Annotated in this window: 18 protein-coding genes; 11 read left to right on the forward strand and 7 right to left on the reverse strand. The window is 67.1% G+C overall.

The window, feature by feature from the left end; all coding sequences use genetic code 11:
- Window positions 1-10: 10 nt before the first annotated feature.
- A complete protein-coding gene (locus VH571_RS12785) occupies window positions 11-829 on the forward strand; it encodes an HAD-IIA family hydrolase (protein WP_123940765.1) in 819 nt (272 codons plus the stop codon).
- A 7-nt stretch (window positions 830-836) separates the two neighbouring features.
- On the opposite strand, the gene VH571_RS12790 is transcribed toward VH571_RS12785, so the two are convergent.
- Window positions 837-2,891 carry a septum formation family protein gene (locus VH571_RS12790; RefSeq protein ID WP_423264904.1) on the reverse strand — a complete coding sequence of 685 codons (2,055 nt, stop codon included), beginning with the start codon at window positions 2,889-2,891 and terminating at the stop codon, window positions 837-839.
- Window positions 2,888-3,439 carry an orotate phosphoribosyltransferase gene (gene pyrE / locus VH571_RS12795; protein ID WP_423264905.1) on the reverse strand — a complete coding sequence of 184 codons (552 nt, stop codon included), beginning with the start codon at window positions 3,437-3,439 and terminating at the stop codon, window positions 2,888-2,890. The genes VH571_RS12790 and pyrE overlap by 4 nt, the downstream gene beginning before the upstream one ends.
- A 93-nt stretch (window positions 3,440-3,532) precedes the next feature.
- Here pyrE and VH571_RS12800 point away from each other — a divergent pair, with 93 nt between their 5' ends.
- A complete protein-coding gene (locus VH571_RS12800) occupies window positions 3,533-4,372 on the forward strand; it encodes an exodeoxyribonuclease III (protein WP_423264906.1) in 840 nt (279 codons plus the stop codon).
- 261 nt (window positions 4,373-4,633) lie between these two features.
- On the opposite strand, the gene VH571_RS12805 is transcribed toward VH571_RS12800, so the two are convergent.
- A complete protein-coding gene (locus tag VH571_RS12805) occupies window positions 4,634-5,560 on the reverse strand; it encodes an AEC family transporter (protein ID WP_423264907.1) in 927 nt (308 codons plus the stop codon).
- 38 nt (window positions 5,561-5,598) lie between these two features.
- Here VH571_RS12805 and VH571_RS12810 point away from each other — a divergent pair, with 38 nt between their 5' ends.
- The 5 genes from VH571_RS12810 (at window position 5,599) to VH571_RS12830 (ending at window position 10,993) form a co-directional block, all read left to right on the forward strand.
- Complete coding sequence (locus VH571_RS12810; RefSeq protein ID WP_423264908.1) at window positions 5,599-6,414, forward strand: alpha/beta fold hydrolase; 816 nt, start codon at window positions 5,599-5,601, stop codon at window positions 6,412-6,414.
- A 35-nt stretch (window positions 6,415-6,449) separates the two neighbouring features.
- Window positions 6,450-8,753, forward strand: coding sequence for a transglycosylase domain-containing protein (locus VH571_RS12815; RefSeq protein WP_423264909.1), 2,304 nt, complete (start codon window positions 6,450-6,452; stop codon window positions 8,751-8,753).
- A 33-nt stretch (window positions 8,754-8,786) separates the two neighbouring features.
- The gene (locus VH571_RS12820) at window positions 8,787-9,842 is read left to right on the forward strand and encodes a threonine aldolase family protein (RefSeq protein WP_423264910.1); all 1,056 of its coding nucleotides are present in this window, start codon (window positions 8,787-8,789) and stop codon (window positions 9,840-9,842) included.
- A complete protein-coding gene (locus tag VH571_RS12825; protein WP_423264911.1) occupies window positions 9,839-10,279 on the forward strand; it encodes a hypothetical protein in 441 nt (146 codons plus the stop codon). Before VH571_RS12820 ends, VH571_RS12825 begins: the two co-directional genes overlap by 4 nt.
- Window positions 10,280-10,393: 114 nt before the next feature.
- Window positions 10,394-10,993 (forward strand): nitroreductase family protein, encoded by a 600-nt coding sequence (locus VH571_RS12830; RefSeq protein WP_423264912.1) that lies wholly within the window; start codon window positions 10,394-10,396, stop codon window positions 10,991-10,993.
- A 59-nt stretch (window positions 10,994-11,052) separates the two neighbouring features.
- Here VH571_RS12830 and VH571_RS12835 read toward each other — a convergent pair whose 3' ends face one another.
- Complete coding sequence (locus tag VH571_RS12835; RefSeq protein ID WP_423264913.1) at window positions 11,053-13,254, reverse strand: ATP-dependent Clp protease ATP-binding subunit; 2,202 nt, start codon at window positions 13,252-13,254, stop codon at window positions 11,053-11,055.
- 799 nt (window positions 13,255-14,053) lie between these two features.
- Here VH571_RS12835 and VH571_RS12840 point away from each other — a divergent pair.
- The 3 genes from VH571_RS12840 to VH571_RS12850 all read left to right on the forward strand — a co-directional run bounded on the left by VH571_RS12840 (window position 14,054) and on the right by VH571_RS12850 (window position 17,393).
- Complete coding sequence (locus tag VH571_RS12840; RefSeq protein WP_423264914.1) at window positions 14,054-16,387, forward strand: hypothetical protein; 2,334 nt, start codon at window positions 14,054-14,056, stop codon at window positions 16,385-16,387.
- A gap of 89 nt (window positions 16,388-16,476) precedes the next feature.
- The gene (locus tag VH571_RS12845; RefSeq protein ID WP_423264915.1) at window positions 16,477-16,899 is read left to right on the forward strand and encodes a hypothetical protein; all 423 of its coding nucleotides are present in this window, start codon (window positions 16,477-16,479) and stop codon (window positions 16,897-16,899) included.
- Window positions 16,900-16,973: 74 nt separating this feature from the next.
- A complete protein-coding gene (locus VH571_RS12850; protein WP_055961154.1) occupies window positions 16,974-17,393 on the forward strand; it encodes a hypothetical protein in 420 nt (139 codons plus the stop codon).
- Here VH571_RS12850 and VH571_RS12855 read toward each other — a convergent pair.
- Window positions 17,368-18,495, reverse strand: a complete 1,128-nt coding sequence (locus VH571_RS12855; RefSeq protein ID WP_423264916.1) for a class I SAM-dependent methyltransferase — start codon at window positions 18,493-18,495, stop codon at window positions 17,368-17,370. The genes VH571_RS12850 and VH571_RS12855 overlap by 26 nt on opposite strands.
- Before the next feature lie 36 nt (window positions 18,496-18,531).
- Window positions 18,532-18,945 (reverse strand): hypothetical protein, encoded by a 414-nt coding sequence (locus VH571_RS12860; RefSeq protein ID WP_423264917.1) that lies wholly within the window; start codon window positions 18,943-18,945, stop codon window positions 18,532-18,534.
- Between the two features lie 168 nt (window positions 18,946-19,113).
- On the opposite strand from VH571_RS12860, the gene VH571_RS12865 reads away from it, so the two are divergent.
- Window positions 19,114-19,818: a GntR family transcriptional regulator gene (locus VH571_RS12865; protein ID WP_423264918.1), complete on the forward strand. Its 705-nt coding sequence runs from the start codon at window positions 19,114-19,116 to the stop codon at window positions 19,816-19,818.
- On the opposite strand, the gene VH571_RS12870 is transcribed toward VH571_RS12865, so the two are convergent.
- Window positions 19,781-21,361 (reverse strand): glycosyltransferase, encoded by a 1,581-nt coding sequence (locus VH571_RS12870; RefSeq protein ID WP_423264919.1) that lies wholly within the window; start codon window positions 21,359-21,361, stop codon window positions 19,781-19,783. The genes VH571_RS12865 and VH571_RS12870 overlap by 38 nt on opposite strands.
- Window positions 21,362-21,416: the final 55 nt, after the last annotated feature.

The following is a 21,416-nucleotide window of genomic DNA, read 5'->3' on the forward strand; positions in this document are numbered from 1 at the left end:
CTGTGAGCCCATGGCGACTCGTGACGAAGTGGAATGCTGGCTGACCGACATGGACGGCGTGCTCGTCCACGAGAACCAGGCCCTTCCGGGTGCCTCTGAGCTGATCCAGCAGTGGCAGAACGAGGGAACGCCCTATCTCGTCTTGACGAATAACTCGATCTTCACGCCGCGCGATCTGTCCGCTCGCCTTCGCGCCTCCGGTCTCGAGGTGCCCGAAGATCGGATCTGGACCAGCGCCCTGGCCACCGCCGACTTCTGCCGCTCGCAGATGCCGGGGGGCTCCGCGTTCGTCATCGGCGAGGCCGGCATGACGACGGCCCTGCACGAGGCGGGGTTCATCATGACCGAGACGGCACCCGACTACGTCGTCGTGGGCGAGACGCGCAACTACTCGTTCGAGGCGATCACGAAGGCGGCCCGGCTGATCATGGGCGGGGCCCGCTTCATCGTGACGAACCCCGATGCAACCGGCCCCAGCGCCGAGGGGATCCTGCCCGCCACGGGAGCCATCGCCGCCATGATCACCAAGGTCACCGGCAAAGAGCCTTACATCGTGGGCAAGCCGAACCCGATGATGTTCCGTTCGGCAATGAACAGGATCGGCGCCCACTCCGAGAACACCGCCATGATCGGCGACCGCATGGACACCGACATCATCGCCGGTATCGAAGCGGGGCTCCACACGATCCTCGTGCTTACGGGCATCAGCGACCGCGCCGAGATCGACCGCTACCCGTTCCGCCCCACCGAGGTGCTGAACGGCGTGCACGAGCTCGTGCGCTCGGAGCCGGTCGCCTACGATCTCGGCGATGCCGAGGGCAACCTGTAGTCAGGCCCTAGGGCGCCAGACTGCTCGACAGTTGCTCGCCGCCGGTGCGGTTCACGAAGCAGTAGAACGTCCGCGAACCCGCCGCCCACTCCTCCGCGGTCGACGGGAAGCTGTCTGACACCTGCACGTCGGTGTAGGCCTGCGCGGCGCTGAGATTGATGGCCTTGTCGGACTGGCACTGAGGCGAGACCTGCGCCTCGAGAGCCGCGGCGCCCGGGTAGGTCGACCCGGCGGCCCCGTCGAGCGCTCCGACGTAGACGAGCTGGGCGACGTGGGGCGTGCCGCAGTCGACGACGGTGTAGCTCGACTGCCAGGCGTCGGTGAACGCCGACAGGCACTCACCGCCACCGAGTTCGGTGTAGGGATGCACGCCGGGCGCCGCGAGGCCCGAAGCCGCGGTCGCCTTCGGAGTAGGCGTGCTGCTCGCCTTCGGTGTGGCTGTCGACGTGCTGGTCGCGGTCGCCTTCGGAGTGGCCGTGGCGATCGGTGCGGCCGTCGAGTCGGACCCCCCGGCCAGAACCCGCCCGAAGAAGAAGAGCGCTGCGAGCACGACGATGAAGGCGACGGCGATTCCGACGAAGAGTAGGATCCGGCGGCGGCCGGCATCCGATCCCCCACCCCCCTGCGCGCGCGGGCGGACCGCGGCCGGCGTCGCCGTCGATGCGGTCGGCGCTACGGGCGCGGCCGAAGCCCAGGCCGCGGGCGCCTTCGAAACGTCGATCGGCGTGATGGTCCGCGAGCTGGCTCCTCCGAACGGCAGGGGACGCTCCGTCGGCGTCACCGGCACCACGCGCGTCGGCGCATCGGGCGAGACGGTCGACACGGGCGTGACAGGCACCACGGGCGTCGCGGGGGTCGCAGGCACCACGGGCGGAACGAAGGCGACGGTCGGGGCCTCACTCGAAGCCGGGTCGGGCCGGGCGAAAGCGGCGTCGGTCTCTGCCGGTACGGCCGACATCGCCTGCGTGACAGGAAGCTCAGGATCCACCGGCTCGTCCGCCCAGGCACCGTCCGGTCCGCCCGGCGGCAGATCGCCTGCGGCGGGGTCGGCGACCTCGGGGCGGGCGTCCTCCCCGAACAGCGCAGCCACGGCATCGACGTCGTCGGCCGGGTCGAGGGGCTCGGCACCGGGCTGGTCGGCGCTGGACTGGTGGGCGCTGGGCGTTGCGGCACCCGGCTGTTCGGCGTAGGGACGAACCGGCTCTGGCAGCTCGTCGCGGTCAGGCGCAGCTGCAGCGGTGGAGACGGTCGGGGTCGCAGCCGGCTCGGGGTCGAGGTCGTCGAGCGACCACACGACCGGGGCGGCGACCGTCGGCGTTTCGTCCCTCGACACGGCATCAGGCACCGACGTCACGGGCTCAGACGCGACGGGCTCAGGCATGAGAGGCTCAGGCTCACGCGAGGCCGGTTCGACGGGCGGCAGATCCGTCCAATCGAAGCGGGAGGGCTCGCTCGACGTCGCCGCGTCGGCCGGGGGCACCGAGATGAGCTCGGTGAACGAGGCAGCACGAGCGGGCGGGGATTCGGGACTCGCGGGAGCGGGATCCTGCTGGGGAACGATGTGAACGGGAGCGGTCGGGGTCGCCCCGAAGACCGCGCCGAAGTCGGAGGTGGGCGTCTCGCCGCGGCCGTCGTGCGCCGGCAGTGCCGACGTGTCGAGGGGTTCGGCAACGGTCGGGGTTGAGAGACTCCAGGGCTCGGGGGCGTCGGCGGATCGGTCTTCGTCGAGCGCGTCATCGCGCTGGCCGCGCAGGGCCGAGAGATCGAGCGACATCGGGTGGGGCGACTCGGGAGACGCGGGTGGGGCGGCCGCGGGAGGGGCAGGCGGAGGTGCCGCGGGGGTCGCGGGCGGTTCGACCCGAGCGGAATGCCGAGGCGGACGCGGCTCGCCGAAGAAGGCCTCGGCGCTCGGCAGCCGACGCGGAACGATCGGAACGGTTTGCGAGGCGTCGGGCTCGGTCGGGGTGGCGGGAGCAGCGGATTCGCGTGCTGCCGGGGGCGGCGTCGCGGATCCTGCGCTCTCCGCCTCGGGATCGTCGCCCGGGCGACGCTCGTCGCTCACGGCTCCAACCCGAGGTCGTCCAGATTGATCGCCGCGAAGTACGGGTAGCCGGCCGCCTCGATCACCTCTCGGGCACCGGTGGATCGATCGACGACGACCGCGACTCCGACGACGACTGCGCCGACCTTCTCGAGCGCCTCGATCGCCTTCAACGGCGAGCCGCCGGTCGTCGAGGTGTCTTCGAGCACGATCACGCGCTTGCCGTCGAGCTCGGGACCTTCGACCTGGCGACCGCGACCGTGGTCTTTGGGCTCTTTGCGTACGACGAAGGCGTCGTAGTCTTTGCCGGCGGCGGCGCCCTGGTGCAGAACCGCGGTGGCGATGGGGTCGGCGCCCATGGTGAGACCGCCCACGGCGAAGACGTCGGGCACCTCGTCGATGAGGTCGACCATCACCTGGCCGATCAACGGGGCCACCCGGTGATCGAGGCTGACCTTGCGCAGATCGACGTAGTACGACGCCTTCTTGCCGCTGGTCAGCGTGAAGTCTCCGTGGAAAACGGCGAGTTCGCTGATGTAGTCGATGAGCTTCTGGCGTACGTCGGTCACGCCCACATGGTACCCGGCCCCTCTCCACGGCCTCACGCCCCGTTCGCGGGGCGGCTGGACACCGGTGTCGCCGGGTCTTAGTAGCGTGGGTGCATGCGAGTCGCCACCTGGAACGTCAACTCCATTCGAGCCCGTGCGGGCCGCGTCGTCGATTGGCTCGTGCGCGAAGACATCGACGTGCTCGGCATGCAAGAGCTGAAGTGCAAACCCGAGCAGTTTCCGTACGACGTCTTCCAGGAGGCCGGGTACGACGTCGAGCTGCACGGCCTGTCGCAGTGGAACGGCGTCGGCTTCGCCAGCCGCCTGCCGATGGACGACGTCGAGATCACCTTCCCGTCGCAGCCCGGCTTCGCCAAGGGCGTCGAGTCGTCCGAGGCACCCAAAGAGGCCCGGGCCATCGGCGTCACCGTCGACGGCGTCCGACTCTGGAGCCTGTATGTGCCGAACGGTCGCGAACTCGACGACCCGCACTACGTCTACAAGCTCGACTGGCTGGCGAAGCTCCGTGATGAGACCGAGGGCTGGATCAAGGCCAACCCCGAGCAGCCGCTCGCGCTGATGGGCGACTGGAATGTGGCGCCGCTCGACACCGACGTGTGGGATCCCGCGGTCTTCGAAGGCCACACCCACACCAGCCCGGCCGAGCGCGACGCATTCGCCGCCTTCCAGACGAAGGGGCTGCTGACCGACGTCGTTCGGCCGCGCCTCCCCGAGGGCTACACCTACTGGGATTACAAGCAGCTTCGTTTTCCGCGCAACGAGGGGATGCGGATCGACTTCATCCTCGGCTCGAAGCCGTTCGCCGACCTCGTCACGAGTGCCCGCATCGACCGCAACGAGCGCAAGGGCGATGCCCCGAGCGACCACGTGCCCGTCGTCGTCGACCTCGATGTCGACCCGGGTGATGACGACGATCGGCCTATGATCTTCTGAATCCTTGGGGGCTATGAATTCGACGGAGATGCCTGCAGAGCCAAAGACGATCACGCTGTCGGAATCTGCACACGGGAGTAACTCCGGCGAATTCATGATCCGGGCGGCCGGAATCGTCACACCGACGTGTGCCACGGCGAGCGCGATTCGGCGCTGCGCGGCGGCTACGAGGGTAGGCAACTGGCAGACGTTCTGCGGACTAGGAGACGCGCCGCGGCGGAGCGGCTAGTCCGCACCACGTCTGCGAGGGAGCGGGCGCCCCTACTTCAAGAGGGCCGCGACGACGACCAGCACAGGCACCGCGGCGATCGTCGTGATCAGGACCGTGTCTCGCGCAACGACCACCCCCGTCTGATACCGCTGCGCGTAGTTGAAGGCGTTCTGCGCACTCGGCAGCCCGGCGAGCACCACCGTCACGAAGAGCTCGTCGTGCCCGAAGTCGAACACGAAAGCGCCGAGGATCCACGCCACAACGGGCATCACCACGACCTTGAGTGCGCTTTCGACGAGCACGTCCACCCGCGCGCTCCCCGCCTGCAGCGGCTTCTGCCCGTGCAGCGACATGCCGAACGAGATCAGCACGACAGGCACGGCGGCGGCACCGACCAACGCGAATGGTTCGAGCACGTCGGTGGGAATGCGGATGTCGAACACCGAGACGAGCACGCCGAGGAGAGAGGCGATGAGGAGGGGATTGCGGAACGGGCGCGTGACGGTGGCCAAGCGGCTGCTGCCGGATCCTCGGTTCATCGACACGTCCATGATCGTCAGCACGACCGGCGTCAGAATCAGCAGCTGAAAGAGGAGGACCGGCGCCACATAGGTGGCACTCCCCAAGACGTAGACAGCGACGGGGATGCCGATGTTGTTCGCGTTGACGTAGGCACCCGCCATCGTGCCCATGGTGGTCTCGGGCACCGAGCGACGAAGCACGAGCCGCAGCACCACTACCGAGATCGCCGCCGCGGCGAGTGCCGCGAGGGTCGACACGATCAAGATGGGCGAGAACAGCACGTGCACGTCGGCCTTCGAGATGGTCGTGAAGAGCAGGCACGGGGTGAGCACGAAGAAGACGAGTTGGCTGAGCACGCGGTGCCCCTGCGGTCCGAGCAGATCGATGCGCCCGACGACGTACCCGATCAGAATGACCGCGCCGATGATTGCGAACCCGATCAGAACTCCAGCCATACTCCCCAGTCTGGTGGCTGCGGCGTTAGCCTCGAGCCATGGCTGAGACTGTTTTCAACGGGGGCACATTCGCCTACGAGCTCGACGGAGAGCCGAGCGCTCCGGCTCTGGTGCTGATCCACGCGGGGGTGGCGACGCGGCGGATGTGGGATCCGATCGTGCCGGGCCTGGCCCAGAACCACAGGATCCTGCACTACGACACCCGGGGTTTCGGTGACACGGCAACCGACGACGTGCACTTCTCCGAGGTCGATGATCTTCTCGCTGTGATGGGCGCCGCGGGCATCGACCGGGCCACCCTCATCGGCGCCTCCCGCGGGGGCCGGATCGCGATCGACGCCGTCGTCGAGCACCCCGACCGCTTCACCGGCCTCGTCACCGTCGGGTCGGTGCCGAGCGGATTTCCGGAGGTCGAGATGACCGAGCGCGAGAACGAGCTGTTCGACGAACTCGACGCCCTGCTGGCAGCGGGAGACCACACGCAACTCAACCGCGTCGAGGCCGAGCTCTGGGCCGCGGGGCCGACGCGAGACCTGCTCGAACTCGAACCGGCGTTCCTCGAGCAGGCCTACGCACTCAATGCGGCCAATCTGCCGCACCTGACCGAGGCGCCCAAGCCCGTCCCCCTCGAGTCTCCGGCCTACTACCGCACCGTCGACATCGAGCTGCCCGCGCTCATCGTCGTCGGCGAGCACGACCTCTCGGGCGAGTTGGCCGCGACCGAGTACCTCCTCTCGACCGTCCCCGACTCGTCGGGGGCACGGTTTCCCGACTCGGCACACTTGCCGAGCGTCGAGCGCCCCGACGAATTCGTCAGGATCCTGAACACCTGGCTCGAATCTCGACAGCTCTAGTCTGGATGTCTGAGGTGTGACATACCATGTTGTCTATGGCAGTCACCACCTCGCAACCACGTCGCGCCCTCACAGCCCTGCTCGGCATTGGTGCCCTCAGCACTGTGGCCGGCCTCCTCGTCAGCGTCGCAATCACGCCCGGCGTTGCGGTGGCCGGTCAAGCAGCCTCGGGTGCGATTAGCGCCTTCGATCAGATCCCCGAGTACATCGAGATCGGCAAACTGCAGCAGCGCAACGTCGTCTACGCCCACAAGGGTGGCCAGGAGGTACCGCTGGCCACCCTCTACAGCGAGAACCGCGTGACGGTCGGGTGGAACGACGTCTCCAAAAACCTGAAGAACGCCGCGGTCGCGGGTGAAGACCGGCGCTTCTTCGAGCACGGTGCCGTCGATCTCAACTCCCTCGTCCGGGCGGGTGTCGGCAGCCTGGCGACGAAAGAGATTGGGTCGGCGGGTGGCGGCTCGACCCTGTCGATGCAACTGGTGCGCAACATCCTCGTGGCGAAGGCCATGTCGCTCGACACGGAGAAAGCCCGTCAACAGGCCTATGCGAAAGCCACCGAGAAGTCGACGGCTCGCAAGATCGCCGAGATGAAGCTCGCGATCGGCCTCGAGAAGAAATACAGCAAGAAAGAGATCCTGCTCGCCTACCTCAACATCGCCTATTTCGGCGATCAGGCGTACGGCGTCGAGGCGGCGGCCCAGCACTACCTCGGCAAGAGCTCCAAGACGCTGACGCCGGCCGAGGCGGCCAGTCTCATCGCGACCGTCCAGTACCCCGAAAGCCGTAACCTCTCCTCACCGAAGCACTACAAGGCCAACAAGGCTCGGCGCGACGTGATCCTCCGGTCGATGGCGAACGAGAAGATGATGTCGAAGGCGTCACTCACAAAGGCCCTGAAGGCGCGCATCGGTTCATACGTCCACCTCACCCCCGCGACGCAGGGCTGCATGGCGGTGACGGAGGCCGGAGCCCAGCAGTGGTGCGACCTGATCCGCCGCGTCGTGAAGACGCTTCCGGCCCTAGGCAAGACGGCCGCCGACCGCGACCGCAACTGGCGACTCGGCGGATACGAGATCCACACCTCACTCGATCTCGACCTCACGGCGAAGGCGAAAGAGCTGGTCGACACCTACGCCCCCAAAACCGAGACTCGATACGCGCTGGGTGCCGTGGCCACCTCCGTCGAGGCGGGCACCGGGCGCGTCATCGTGATGGCCCAGAACAAAGACTTCGACGACACCCTCCGGGGCGGCGGGCCCGGCACGACCGCGGTCAACTACGCCGTCGACGAGAAGTGGGGCAGCTCAACCGGCTTTCAACCCGGGTCGACCTACAAACCCTTCACACTTCTCGACTGGCTGAAGAAGGGCCACAGCCTGTACGACACGGTCAATGCGACTCCGCGCGACTTCAGCCCGATGACCGCCTGCGGGGCTCCCGACTACACCCGCTTCGACCCCAAGAACGACGACTTCGGCAACCCGGGCACGGTCACAGCCCTCCAGGCCACGATCCGCTCGATCAACACGGGCTACGCGGCGATGGCCCAGAAGCTCGACCTCTGCGATATCCGCGACACCGCCAAGTCGCTCGGCGTCCACCCCGCCGACGGCGGCGAGCTTTCCGCCTATCCGTCGTCCGTCATCGGCTCCGGCAACACCGTCGCTCCGCTCACTATGGCAGCGGCCTTTGCCACCATCGCCAACGGCGGCACCTACTGCGAACCGACGTTCATCGACTCGATCGTCGACGACGCCGGCACGACCCTTCCCGGCCAGACGACGAAGTGCGAGCAGGTCATCGACGCCGGCGTCGTGGCCAAGGCCGCGGTGGCAATGCAGGGGGTCTTCGCATCGGGCACGGCGACCTCCGCCAACCCGCGCGACGGCGTGCCGATCCTCGGCAAGACCGGAACGACCGATCATGCCGAACAGACCTGGCTCGTCGGCGGCTCGTCGAAGGTCGTCACGGCCTCCTGGGTCGGCAACATCGAGGGCCACCAAAACCAGTACCGCATCTACGGCACCTACGGCGCGATGAACGTGCAGCGGCTGAACATCTGGCGCGGCCTGCAGTCGGCCATCAACGCCGCCTACGGCGGAGACGCCTTCGCGGCAGCGGCGCCCGAATACCGTCCCCGCACCACCCCGCTGCCGCTCGGCGACGACGAGACCGAGGGTGAGCCCGACGGCGAGCCAGATAAAACCGGCGACGGTAACGACGACAGCAACGGCACTGCACCGGCGCCTCAGAACGACGAGCCGGCTGCCCCGCCGACGTCAGGCACCGAGCCGGCCCCCACCGCGCCCGCGCCCACCCCGCCGGGCAACGAGTAGGTCGGCCCTCTCTTCGTGAGAGAGACTGGGCAGGTGACTCCTCTGCACGATCCCGCACTTCACTCGTTCGCCTCCGACAACTACTCGGGCGCCCACCCCGAGGTCATTCAGGCGCTGGCCGACGCGAACGGCGGCCACGTCGCCTCCTACGGCGCCGACCCCTACACGGCGCGATTCAGCGAACTCGTCGAGCAGCACTTCGGCGCCGGCTCGACCGTCTACCCCGTCCTCACCGGCACCGGCGCCAACGTGGCCGCCCTCCAGGCGCTCGTTCCGCGCTGGGGCGCCGTCATCTGCGCATCGACCGCGCACATCTACACCGACGAGGGCGGGGCTCCCGAGCGCCTGGGCGGACTGAAGCTCCTCTCCGTTCCGACCCCCGACGGCAAGCTGACACCCGATCTGATCGACCGGCAAGCCTACGGGTGGGGCGACCAGCAGCGCCCGCAGCCCCTCGCCGTCTCGATCACGCAGACGACCGAGATGGGAACGGCCTACTCGGTCTCCGAGATCCGGGCGATCACGCAACACGCGCACTCCCTCGGCATGACGGTGCACCTCGACGGTGCACGCATCGCCAACGCCGCAGCGAGCACGGGGGCCACGCTCCAGCAGATGACGCGCGACGCCGGAGTCGACGCGGTCTCGTTCGGCGGCACCAAAAACGGACTCCTCTTCGGCGAGTCGGTCGTCTCGCTGAGCGACGCAGGTCTCGAGGGCATCACGTACATCCGCAAGATGGACGCGCAGCTCCCCTCGAAGATGCGCTTCGTTTCGGCCCAGTTCGTGGCACTCCTCGAGGGCGATCTCTGGCTCCGTTCGGCGCAGCACGCCAACAGCCTCGCGCTCCGCCTTCGCGACGCGCTCCTCGACCTCCCCGGCGTCACGATCACGCAGGCGGTCGAAGCCAACGCCGTCTTCGTGGTCCTCCCGAAACCGATCATCGAGACGGTCCGCGCCGAACACCGGTTCTACGACTGGAACAGAGAGACGGGCGAGGTGCGACTGATGTGCTCATTTGATACGACGACTGACGACGTCGACTCACTCGTGGCGTCGATCCGTCGCGAACTGGGCGTGCTCTCGTGACCGAGCCGTCGGATCCTTCGGGCATCCCTGTGCCGGCCACCAGCCCTGGCACGTCTCGCCCCGGGCTTCCCGCGGGGGCCGTCGCCCCGGGGCGTCCGGCCAAGCCGAAACGACGCCCCCTCCGCACGGGCGACGTGGCAATCACAGCGATCTTCACGGCGATCCTGTACATCCTGGTGGCGGTCTATGTCGTCGAAGCTCTGAATCGTGCCGACTCAACGGAGGGGTCGGTGCCGGGCGCCGCCCTCGCGAACGTCCTCGCCGAGTTCGCCCCGATCGGTCTTGCCGTCTTCGCGTCGGTGTTCGCCGGGCTCTTCGTCGCGCGGCGCATTCTCGCCTTCTGGTTGCCCGTGGTGGCCGCGATCCTCGTCGTGGCGCTCTACTCGGTCACCCAGCAGATGATCGATTCGGCGGTCGTCTCGCACCTCGGTGGCTGAGGGTGCCGCGTCACGACATAAGCATGCGCGGGCATAGATACTGCGCCTAGGGTGTTCAGCAGACGAGTTCTCCTCGACGGTGCGGAGTCAGACTTCACTAATCCAGGAGCAGCTATGACCACCACAGACCAGTCCGCCACCACGGTTCGCACCTCTGAGACCTCGGTGCCTCTCGTCGATCTTCTCGATGAGCGCTGGAGCCCCCGCTCGTTCGACCCGACCGCCACCGTCTCTGACGAGCAGGTGACGGCCCTGCTCGAGGCCGCGCGCTGGGCGCCGTCGGCCCTGAACCTGCAGCCGCGACGCTTCATCGTCGGGCGCCGCGGAACCGCGACCTTCGACACGATCCTCGCCAATCTGATGGGCTTTAACACGCTGTGGGCGGGCAACGCCGCCGCGCTCGTCGTGGCCATCGCCGAGACCGAGTCCGAAGAGGGCGAGGCTCGCGCCGGGGCCCAGTACGACCTCGGGCTCGCTGTATCAGCGCTGACCGTTCAGGCCCACGCCGAGGGCCTGCACGTGCACCAGATGGCCGGCATCGAGGTCGACGGCCTCCGATCGGCCTTCGATCTGCCCGCTCGTCTTCTGCCCGTCACCGTGAGCGCGGTCGGAGTCGTCGCCCCCGCCGACCAGCTTCCCGAGAAGCTGGCCGAGCGCGAGACGCTCCCCCGCACGCGCCTCGAGCTCGACGAATTGGTGCTGCGCCGCGACTGATCTCGGCTAGATCGCCCGAGACGAGGGCCCGGGCACCGTATGGTGCCCGGGCCCTTCTGTCACTCCGAGGCCGGGTCGGCCGGCTGCGGCGCCGGTGATGTCAGATCGGTCGGCTCCGACTTGACGACGGTCAGCGATTCGCCGCCTTCGGCCACGTCGACCAGAACGGTGTCGCCGTCGACGATCACACCGCCGAGTAGCGCCCGGGCGAGATTGTCGTCGATCTGCCGCTGCATGAGTCGGCGCAGCGGGCGGGCCCCGTAGATCGGGTCGTAGCCGCGCTCAGCCAACCACGCCCGGGCGTCCGGTGTCACTGCCAGCTCGAGACGACGATCCGAGAGCCTCCGGGCCAGTCGGTCGACGTACAGCGACACGATCTGCCCGAGGTCGTCTTGCGACAGTGTCGTGAACAGCACGATGTCGTCGAGTCGGTTCAAGAACTCCGGCTTGAAGGCCTGCCGCAGTGTCGCCTGGACGGCCTCCTCTTTCTGCTCCTGCGTCAGCACCGGGTCGATCAAGAACTGGCTGCCGATGTTCGAGGTCAGCACGAGGATCACGTTACGGAAGTCGACCGTCCGCCCCTGACCATCGGTGAGGCGTCCGTCATCGAGCACCTGCAGCAGAATGTCGAAGACATCGGGGTGCGCCTTCTCCACCTCGTCGAGCAACACGACGCTGTACGGTCGCCGCCGCACCGCTTCGGTCAGCTGTCCGCCGGCCTCGTAGCCGACGTACCCGGGAGGCGCTCCGACCAGCCGCGACACCGTGTGTGCCTCTCCGTACTCCGACATGTCGATGCGGATCATCGCCTTCTCGTCGTCGAACAGGAACTCCGCGAGCGCGCGCGCCAACTCGGTCTTGCCGACGCCGGTCGGCCCGAGAAACAGGAACGAGCCCGTCGGGCGATCAGGATCCGAGATCCCGGCCCTGGTCCGCCGCACGGCCTCACTCACCGCCGTCACGGCCTCTCGCTGCCCGATGATCCTCCGCCCCAGCTCGTTTTCGAGGTGCAGCAGTTTCTCGGTCTCGGCCGCGAGCAGCCGTCCGACCGGAATGCCCGTCCACGCCGCGACGACCTCGGCGATGTCGGCGTCGGTGACCTGGTCGTTGACCATTCGGTCACCCGACTCCTCGATGCTCTCGGCGTCGGCGATGCTCTTCTCGATCTCGGGGATCGTCTCGTAGTTGATCTTCGAGGCGTCTTGGTAGCGCCCCTCGCGCATGGCCCGATCGAGCTCGATGCGGGCGTCGTTCAGCTGCCCCTTGAGCTCACCCACGCCCTGGAGAGCGGCTTTCTCGGCCTGCCACCGACGATTGAGGTCGGCGTAGGTCTGCTGTCGAGCGGTCATCTCGTCGCGCAGGGCGTCGAGTCGGGCTCGGCTCGCGGGATCCTTCTCTTTTTTGAGCGCCAGTTCTTCGACCTGCATCCGCGCCAGAGAGCGGTAGAGCTCGTCGAGTTCGAGGGGGGATGAGTCGATCTCCATTTTGAGGCGGGATCCGGCCTCGTCGACCAGGTCGATCGCCTTGTCGGGCAGTTGCCGACCCGAGATGTAGCGGTTGCTGAGCGAGGCCGCCGCGACGAGCGCGCTGTCGGCGATCGTGATGCCGTGGTGCGCCTCGTAGCGCTCTTTCAGGCCGCGGAGAATGGCGATCGTGTCTTCGACGCTGGGCTCGCCGACGTAGACCTGCTGGAACCGGCGCTCGAGAGCGGCGTCTTTCTCGATGTACTGGCGGTACTCGTCGAGCGTCGTCGCGCCGATCAGCCGCAGCTCGCCGCGGGCCAGCATCGGCTTGAGCATGTTCGCCGCTGCCACCGATCCCTCGCCGCCGCCTGCCCCCATGAGCGTGTGGAGCTCGTCGATGAACGTGATCACCTGGCCGTCGGATTCGGTGATCTCTTTGAGCACGGCTTTGAGGCGCTCTTCGAACTGGCCGCGATACATGGCGCCGGCCACGAGCGCCGAGATGTCGAGAGAGATGAGCCGCTTGCCCTTGAGCGAGTCGGCCACATCGCCGGCGATGATCCGCTGTGCCAGGCCCTCTACGACCGCCGTCTTGCCGACGCCCGGCTCGCCGATGAGCACGGGATTGTTCTTTGTGCGCCTGGTGAGCACCTGGCTGACGCGCCGAATCTCCGTGTCTCGCCCGATCACCGGGTCGAGCTTGCCGCTCGCCGCGATCGCCGTCAGGTCGACGCCGTATTGCTCTAGGGCGCTCTTCTGCTTCTCGTCGGAGGCCGGCGCGCCTTGCATGTTCGCCATGAGTCACCTTTCGAAGTTGAGTTGATCTGACTCAAGTTTATTCATCGGAGGCCCGGCGCGCCACCGTGCTTTTTGGCTTCGTTTGCGATATTTGGAGTGTAGATGTAATATTTAATTGATCTGTCCTCTTCGCCCGCGCTCTGCTGGCCGACCAGAAAGACACATACCCTCCATGAATATCGCCAAGACCGGGGCCGCATTCGGCCTCGCCGCACTGACGCTCGCGTCGTCACTCTCCCTCGGGGCTGCTGCCACCGCCGCGCCCGCCGCTCCTGCCGCGGAACAGGGCTCAAATGAGTTGCTGCCCGACCACTACCTGGCTCCGCTCGTCGCCAAGAACCCCGATGGAAAGTATTGGGGAGGCGTTAACGATGGCAAATACGGCAAACGAACCGCTTACTTTGACACGTATGCCGAGGCCGCCGCAGATGCGGGGGTTTTCCAGTTCCCCAAGCCTGGATCTGAGGGCAAGGTCGTTACTGAAGACGGCACTAAATGCCTTTTCTTCTACAACTCTTACGCTCAACTCATATCGATTTCCGACGTATGGTGCCGATCCGCGACCTTGACTGGAATTTCAAACAACTTCGCGGTTCTGTCGGACGGCTCGCTGCTCGACCCGGCCAAGCCAGCGAAACGCTTTCTGGCGACATCTGGTCGCGAGTATTTGGGCTCGGTAGGCACTCCCTCTGCGACTGATCCGGAGGCGAAGCTTCAGCTTTTCACAGCGGAGGCGACGAGCATCGACGTCTATAACCGCACCGCCGCCATTACGGGTCACGCAAGTCCGGGTGCGCGTGTGGTGATTGGGAACAAGGAGATCATCGCGAACGCCGAGACCGGTGAGTGGACGACCACCGTTCGGAACCTCGAGATCGGTGAGAACACGTTCGAGATGGAACAGTTCGACGGCACCGAATCGCTCGGCAAGTCGTCGTTCACCGTCGACGTGAAGACCACCCCCCTCAGCTTCAAAGTCACCGCCACCAGCATCAAGAACAACAGCGCCGACGTCGAGATCACCGGAACCCCCGGCGCCACCGTCGAATACCAGGGCACCGAGATCTCCCTCGGCCGCACCGGCACCGCGACCGCCACCGTCCGAGGCCTCGCCCTCGGAGGCAACGACGTCACCTTCGAGCAGTGGCTTGACTCGAAGTCGGTCGGCGGCCCGCAGACGTTCACCATCATGATGACGATCGCCGACCTCACCGTCGACGCCGCCTTCGGCGCGAACAACAACGAAGACGTCATTCTCTCCGGCAAGGCCGAGAGCGCCGCGCACATCACCGTCCTCGACGAGAACGGTGACAAGACCGAGACCGACGCCGACCCGCGCGGCAACTGGTCGACCCCGGTTAAGGCCCCCGGCGCCGGCATCCAGACGTTCGAGGTCTTCCAGACCATCGGCGACGCCAACAGCCTCGTCCGCGAAGTCGACGTCAACTACGGCAACCCGGTCGAGATCCTGACCCCCCGCGACAACACCGACACCGACGGCGGCACCCTCCACTTCACCGGAGAAGGCCAGTCGCTCGCGAACATCGGCCTCTACGAAAACGGCACCCGCCTCGCCTCCTTCCAGGCCCTGAACTCCGGCAACTGGAGCCACGACATCACCGGCGTCAAGGGTGACTACAAGCACACCTACACCGCGCGCATGCTCTCGAAGGGCAACCTGACCACCGAAGAGACCATCACCGTCAACCCCGACAAGCCCGAAGAGGCCGAGGCCGCGAAGTTCGACCTGACGAACCCGAAAGACGGCGAAGACGTCACCCTGGCCGACGGCAAGGCCTCCCTCGAAGGCACCGCACGAGCGGGCGCCGACGTGCAGGTGATCTTCGGCGGCAACGTCGTCGGTAGCGCCACCGCCAGCGACACCAACACCTGGCAGACTCTCGCCGCACTCCCCACCGGCACCCACAACGTCCGCTTCAAAGTCACCGCCGCCGGGCAGCCAGTCGAGAACCACTACCGCACGATCACCGTCAAGGCCGAAGAGGGCACCTCGTTCGAACTGACGAACCCGAAAGACGGCGGCGAAATCACCCAGGTCAACGGACTCGTCGACTTCACCGGCAAGGCGAAGAAGAACACCTCCGTCGAGATCTGGGCCGGCGGCAAAGCCGTCGCGACCGGCCTCACCGGCGACACCGAGACCTGGACGGCAAAGGGCGCCAGCCTCCCCGTCGGCACCCAGCTGGTCCGCGCCAAAGTCAACACCAACGGCGTCATCCAGAACGTCTTCTTCACCATCACCGTCAAAGCCGAAGAGGGCGTCACATTCGAGCTGACGAACCCGAAAGACGGCGGCGAAGTCACCCGGGTGAACGGACTCGTCGACTTCACCGGCAAGGCGAAGAAGAACACCTCCGTCGAGATCTGGTCCGGCGGCACCGTCGTCGCGACCGGCCTCACCGGCGACACCGAGACCTGGACGGCAAAGGGCGCCAACCTTTCCGTCGGCTCCCACCTGCTCCGCGCGAAGGTCAACACCAACGGCGTCATGCAGAACGTGTTCTTCACCGTCACGGTGAAAGCCGAACAGGGCGTGACGTTCGAGTTGACGAACCCGAAAGACGGCGGCGAAGTCACCCAGGTGAACGGTCTCGTCGACTTCACCGGTAAAGCATCGAAGAACACCTCCATCGAGATCTGGTCCGGTGGTTCTGTCGTCGCGACCGGTCTCACCGGCGACACCGAGACCTGGACGGCGAAGGGCGCCAAGCTCCCCGTCGGCGCCCAGATGCTCCGCGCCAAGGTCAACACCAACGGCGCCGTCCAGAACGTGTTCTTCACCGTCACGGTCAACGAGGCCGTCGGCACCATCCAGGACTTCGAGCTGACCACCCCCGGAGCAGACGGACACGTCGACTCGTTCGTGCAGAACGGCACCAACCTCGCCACCTTTAAGGGGCTCGGAACGACCGGCGGTCACGTCGAGATCTGGACCACCGGCAACATGGCAAGCGACCGCCTCGTCGCTATGGCAGACGTCGATAGCGACGGCAACTGGCAGGCCACCGGCGGTATCAGCAACTGGACCTGGAACCTCGAAGTCCGCTACACCCTCGGTGGCACGACCACGGTGACCCCTTTCACCGCCACCATCGCCGCCCCCGCCAAGTAACACCGGCGACACCCCACCGCACCACCCACCCCGCCGGGCGGAGCCACCAGGCTTCGCCCGGCGGGCCCGTCACTCGCAGGAAGCACCTCATGCCACAGACCCCGATCGCGGCCTCCCTCGCGGGCCTCGCCCTGCTCGCCACACTCACCGGCTGCACCACGTCCGCCCCCACCGCAGCCGACATCCCGGCCAGCACATCTAGCCCGACCGGCCCGACCAGCACTGCAAGGACAACACCGCCCGCAACTGCAACCCCCGAGGTCGAGCTGCCGTCCAACATCAACACCTGCGTCGACGGGCAAGCCCTCATCAACACGACGCAGAAGACAGCCTCGCTCCCCGACGGATGCGACACCGTCTTCGTGCAAACCGAAGACGCCACCATCGACCTGGGCCCTACGAAGAAGCTCGTCTTCGAAGGGCACGGTAACACCGTCACGTACACCGGCGAGGCTCCAGAAATTATCGAGGCCGGCGAATCCGTCGGCACGAACTCGGCAGTCGCCAAATAGCACCGCCACACACCGCGTCACAAGGGCGCCTCCCCCGGGAGGCGTCCTTCAGCGTTCCAGAGCACAATGAACCGATGATCACAGCCGCTCTCGCCCGGGCCCTCCGCGACGCGGGTCTCCGCTGGCGCCCCACGCCCGGCGACCGATTCGCCATCGACGGCGACGAATTCGCCGACGAGGTCTTCACCATCAGCGAGATGACCATCGAGGCACACGACTACTCCGGCGGTACCGTGCTCGGCTTCAACGGCACCACCGAGTGGGCGCTCGACTCGGTGGCGGCCGATGACTCACTCTGGCTTCCTCGAGAAGACCAGCTGCGGATCCTTCTGGGCCCGTCGTTCCGCTCGCTCACGCACCACGGCACCGACTTCACCGTCGAGACCCGGCTCGACAGCTACTCGGCGACCGACGCCGAAAGCGCCTACGCCCTCGCCCTGCTCGACTACATCAAGTCGAGCCTCGAGATCAGCCCCGACGAACCGACGCCGTGACCGTGAACTTCGGGTTGCGCGTCACCTGACGCGTCTCGCCGACGACCTCCTGGAGGGTGTCGCGGTGCTTGAGGTGCGAGTTGTAGACCGTCCACAGCTCGCCGCCCGGCTTGAGTACGCGCGCGGCGGCCTCGAAGAGCTTCACCGCGACACCCGGCTCGACCGCGGCGTCGACGTGGAACGGCGGGTTGAGCAGAACCAAATCGAAGGATCCGCCGGGCTGACTCGCCAGCGCATCGTCACGCACCACGGTCACCCGCTCGGCCACTCCATTGGCCTCGGCAGTGGCTCGCGTCGACGCCACCGCCGCTGCCGACTGGTCGCTTGCCACAATCTGCGCCGACGGCCGCGCGACCGCCGCGGCCACGGCGAGCACACCCGACCCGCACCCGAGGTCGACGATCGTCTCCGCCCCGGGCACCGCCTGCGGCAGCACCTCGAGCAGCGCCCGGGTGCCGATGTCGATCTTCGCGCCGGCGAACGTGCCGCCGAACGCTCTGATCTCGAGCCCGAGGTCGTCGTGGCGCTGAGTGCGCGGCCAGGTCGAGACGACGGGCGGCGAGACGGGTTGGGACGCCGTCAGGACCCGCGACTTCTGGCGGGCCAAGCCGGCGTAGAGCACCTCGAAGTGCTCACGGAGCACGTCGTTCATCGTCGTGGCCATGTGCTTGAGACGGCCGCCCGCGAAGACGACGACCTCGGGGTCGGCGTGACGGGCGATGAGGCCGGCGATCTCGTCGAGAGCGGCGAGGCTGCGCGGCAGCTGCAGGAGCACGACCCGGGCGCCCGCCACCAGGCTCTCGTCGAGCGCGTGCTGGGTGTAGGTGCCGGCAAGACCCGCCTCGTCGGCGTTGAGGCCGAGCGCGAGTTCGCTGACGAGGGGATCCTGGTGCACGCGAATGCCGGTCAGGCCGTGGAGGGCCGCCGTACCGAGAGTCAGGGCACCGTAGTGGTCGCCGATGACGACGACCTGGCCTGCGGAGGCCGCGCCGAGCGCCGTTGCAGCCTCGTCGAGGAGGAGACGGTCGGTCGCGTCGACGGCGACGAGGTTCGCGGCTTCGAAATCGGGGCGGCGGCGGAGGTCGGCGAAGTCGAAAGGCATGATTCAACCCTAGGGGGCGGCCGGGCGGCGCCCGACTCAGGCGACGACGTCGACGAGGGGCCCCTGCCCGGCGATCCGGAATCGTGGTGGATCGACGGCCCGGGGCGCAGAGGGATCGGGTTCGACGAAGAAACCGCCGCTGCCGACCATGCGGCCCCCGATCGTCGCCCCGGCCATCGCCCACACCTCGCCGTCATTACGGGAGATCTGGCCGGTGACCGTGCCGGAGATCTCGAGCAGAGCACCGGGGTGGACGACGATCAAGCCCGTGCAGGTGCCACTGAGAAGCACATACCCGCCCGGTTCGATCGTGAGCTTATCGGCGACGGCGCCACGCAGATCGAGCGACCCTCCGTCGCAGACGAGCGCACCCCGGAGTGCCGTGCCGGTGAGGACGAGCGGCTCTTCGACGACGAGAGGATGAGAGACAGCCCCTGACAGCTTCTTCATGGACGAACTCTAGGAGTGCACCGCCGCCCTGTCGAGGGGTTCCGCGCACGAGCCGAAGAAGCGGAGCGGCCGCAATGCGGAACTCTGCATTTTCAATGAAGTACTTGACAGATAATCAGACGCCTAGAAGAGTTAACGGACCATCCGCACCTTTCTCAGGAGAGATCCATGCCTGTCCCGATCGTCAGCTCCCCGTCCAGCCCGCGCATGCTCATGCGCGACAAGATCCGGCAGGAGATCCGTCGCGCGATTCTCGATGGCACCTTCACTCCCGGCGAGCGCCTGTCCGACGACGAGCTCGCCGAGTGGCTCGGGTGCTCGCGCACACCCATCCGGGAGGCCCTCAACGATCTCGAGCACGCCGGCCTGGTCGAGGTCATGCCGAACCGCTACACCCGGGTCGCCACACCGCGAGCCGAGGAGGCATTCGAGGTTGTTCAGACGCTCGGGGTGATCTTCGGCGGGGCCGTGCGTCTCGCCACGCCACTTCTCGCGGATGACGTGCGGGCGCGGATCCTGGGTTCGATCGATTCGTGCCTCGTCGACCTCGAGCGACGCGATGTTCCCGCGCTCAACGTGCACGCTCTCGCCACGTTCGACCTCTTCGTCGAGCAGTGCGGCAACAGCCACCTGATCAAGCTGAGCCACGACACGAGTGCCGGGCTGGCCTTCAAGCTGCGGCTGCCCAACCTGGTGCGCATCTTCAACTGGCCCGATCTGACGCAGTCGTTCCGCGACCTCCGATCCGCCGTCGAGGCCGGCGACGCGATCGCCGCCGAGCTCGCTGCCGAGCGCTTGCATCAGCTGCCCGTCGAGACTCCCGAGCACGAGCCCGTCAGCTCGGAACGACCGCTCTCCCGCCGAAGCGCGTGAGGTAGATCGCCGCGGCCGCTGCGGCCACGGCTGTCATCGCGGGCGCAAACGACCCCGACAGGGCGAACGACACCGCGAGCGCCACCACCGCGACGATCAGATCGGCCAAGACCGTGGCCCGCCAGCCTGCCTTCGACCGGTGCTTCGGCGTGATGACGAAAAGGGCACGGCGTCCGATGACGACCCGGACGACCGAACGCAGGGTGGTCCAGAACATCGAACTGTAGAGCGCGAAGGCACGCCCCAGGAAGATGGCGCCGGCCCAGGGCGTCGCCCGGCTCGTGCGCCGCAGGGCCTCGGGTATCAGCGGCGCCAGACCACTCGCGGCCAGCCCGAACCCGACCCACATCGAGAAGAGCGGAACACCGAGCGACGACGTCACGAGCGACGTGGCAAACAAGAAGAGCCCGAGAAGCGAGCCGAGGGGGATCATGACGAGCTCGACGAGGAGATCGAGCTTCTCGGCCGGAGTCATGCGCGACCGCAGGGCGGGAAGGGCGAACAGGCGAATCAGCTCGGTTGCCCCCTGAACCATCTTGCCGTGCTGCTTTTTGAAGGCGTGGTAGTCGATGGGAAAGTCTTCGACGCTGACGATGTCGGGGGCGTACTGCACGCGGAATCCGGCCTCGCGCGCTCGGATCGTGAAAGCCACGTCTTCGGCCACGACCTCGGGGAACCCTCCGGTAGCTCGGATCACGGCATCGTTCAGCAGGGCCCCGCGACCCATGAACATCGAGAAGCCGACAGCGGAGCGCGAGAGCTGGTTCGTGGCGACGTGGGTGCCGAGCATCGGCGCGAACTCGCTGGTGAACTGGGTCTCTCCCGACTTCGCCTCGTGGCGCCCCTGGACGACGCCGATCGGATCGCCGGGCCCGCCCGCAGCGAAGTGGTCGAGTGCTCGCTCGACGAAGGTCGGCTGCAGAATCTCGTCGCTGTCGAGGATCGCGTAGTGGTCGAATCGAGGGCCCGACCGGAAGAAGTTGTTGAGGTTGCCCGCCTTGAAGCCACGTTTGGCCTCGCGCCGCACGACGAGGGCATCCAGCTCGACTGCGAGGAGGTCGACGGTCGCCCGCGCCTCGACCGACGACGAATCGTCGAGAATCACCACCGTCACATCGGCGTGCGTCTGCCGAGCGGACTGACGCAGGGCCTCGGGGTTGACGTCGTCGGCCGTGCAGTAAAGCAGCGCGACCCGGGAGGACGACGCCGACGACTCGGGAACGGAGGCGGCTCGCGCCCGGCGAAGCGGCCGCCGAGCGAGGAAGAACGCATAGGCGCGCAGCCCACCCAACCAGACCGTTCCGATGCCGAGCCCGAGCGGAACGGCGACGACGACATCGATCGGGTCGAGCGGCTGACGGACGACGAGGATGCCCGTAATTGCCAGAACGCACAGCGCGACCCAGCCAATGACGTTCGCGGCGAAGTACACGTGCGACACGACCTTGGCAAGGCGACGGGTCGGGCCATTCTGCCGGGTCGTGGTCCCCTGGTGGCCCGCGAGGCCGTCGTGAACCACGGGCTGTGACTGCGTGAAGGGCATGCTTTGATCCTAGGCCGACAGGTATTTCGAATTTTCATACCCTTGGCTGATTTCC

The organism is Frondihabitans sp. 4ASC-45, assembly GCF_049472575.1.
GTDB lineage: Bacteria > Actinomycetota > Actinomycetes > Actinomycetales > Microbacteriaceae > Frondihabitans.

Coding starts and splice junctions, on each gene's coding strand:
- VH571_RS12785 (WP_123940765.1), top strand. CDS start 11: ATGGCGACTCGTGACGAAGTGGAATGCTGGCTGACCGACATGGACGGC.
- VH571_RS12800 (WP_423264906.1), top strand. CDS start 3,533: ATGCGAGTCGCCACCTGGAACGTCAACTCCATTCGAGCCCGTGCGGGC.
- VH571_RS12805 (WP_423264907.1), bottom strand. CDS start 5,560: ATGGCTGGAGTTCTGATCGGGTTCGCAATCATCGGCGCGGTCATTCTG.
- VH571_RS12810 (WP_423264908.1), top strand. CDS start 5,599: ATGGCTGAGACTGTTTTCAACGGGGGCACATTCGCCTACGAGCTCGAC.
- VH571_RS12815 (WP_423264909.1), top strand. CDS start 6,450: ATGGCAGTCACCACCTCGCAACCACGTCGCGCCCTCACAGCCCTGCTC.
- VH571_RS12830 (WP_423264912.1), top strand. CDS start 10,394: ATGACCACCACAGACCAGTCCGCCACCACGGTTCGCACCTCTGAGACC.
- VH571_RS12835 (WP_423264913.1), bottom strand. CDS start 13,254: ATGGCGAACATGCAAGGCGCGCCGGCCTCCGACGAGAAGCAGAAGAGC.
- VH571_RS12845 (WP_423264915.1), top strand. CDS start 16,477: ATGCCACAGACCCCGATCGCGGCCTCCCTCGCGGGCCTCGCCCTGCTC.
- VH571_RS12850 (WP_055961154.1), top strand. CDS start 16,974: ATGATCACAGCCGCTCTCGCCCGGGCCCTCCGCGACGCGGGTCTCCGC.
- VH571_RS12855 (WP_423264916.1), bottom strand. CDS start 18,495: ATGCCTTTCGACTTCGCCGACCTCCGCCGCCGCCCCGATTTCGAAGCC.
- VH571_RS12860 (WP_423264917.1), bottom strand. CDS start 18,945: ATGAAGAAGCTGTCAGGGGCTGTCTCTCATCCTCTCGTCGTCGAAGAG.
- VH571_RS12865 (WP_423264918.1), top strand. CDS start 19,114: ATGCCTGTCCCGATCGTCAGCTCCCCGTCCAGCCCGCGCATGCTCATG.
- VH571_RS12870 (WP_423264919.1), bottom strand. CDS start 21,361: ATGCCCTTCACGCAGTCACAGCCCGTGGTTCACGACGGCCTCGCGGGC.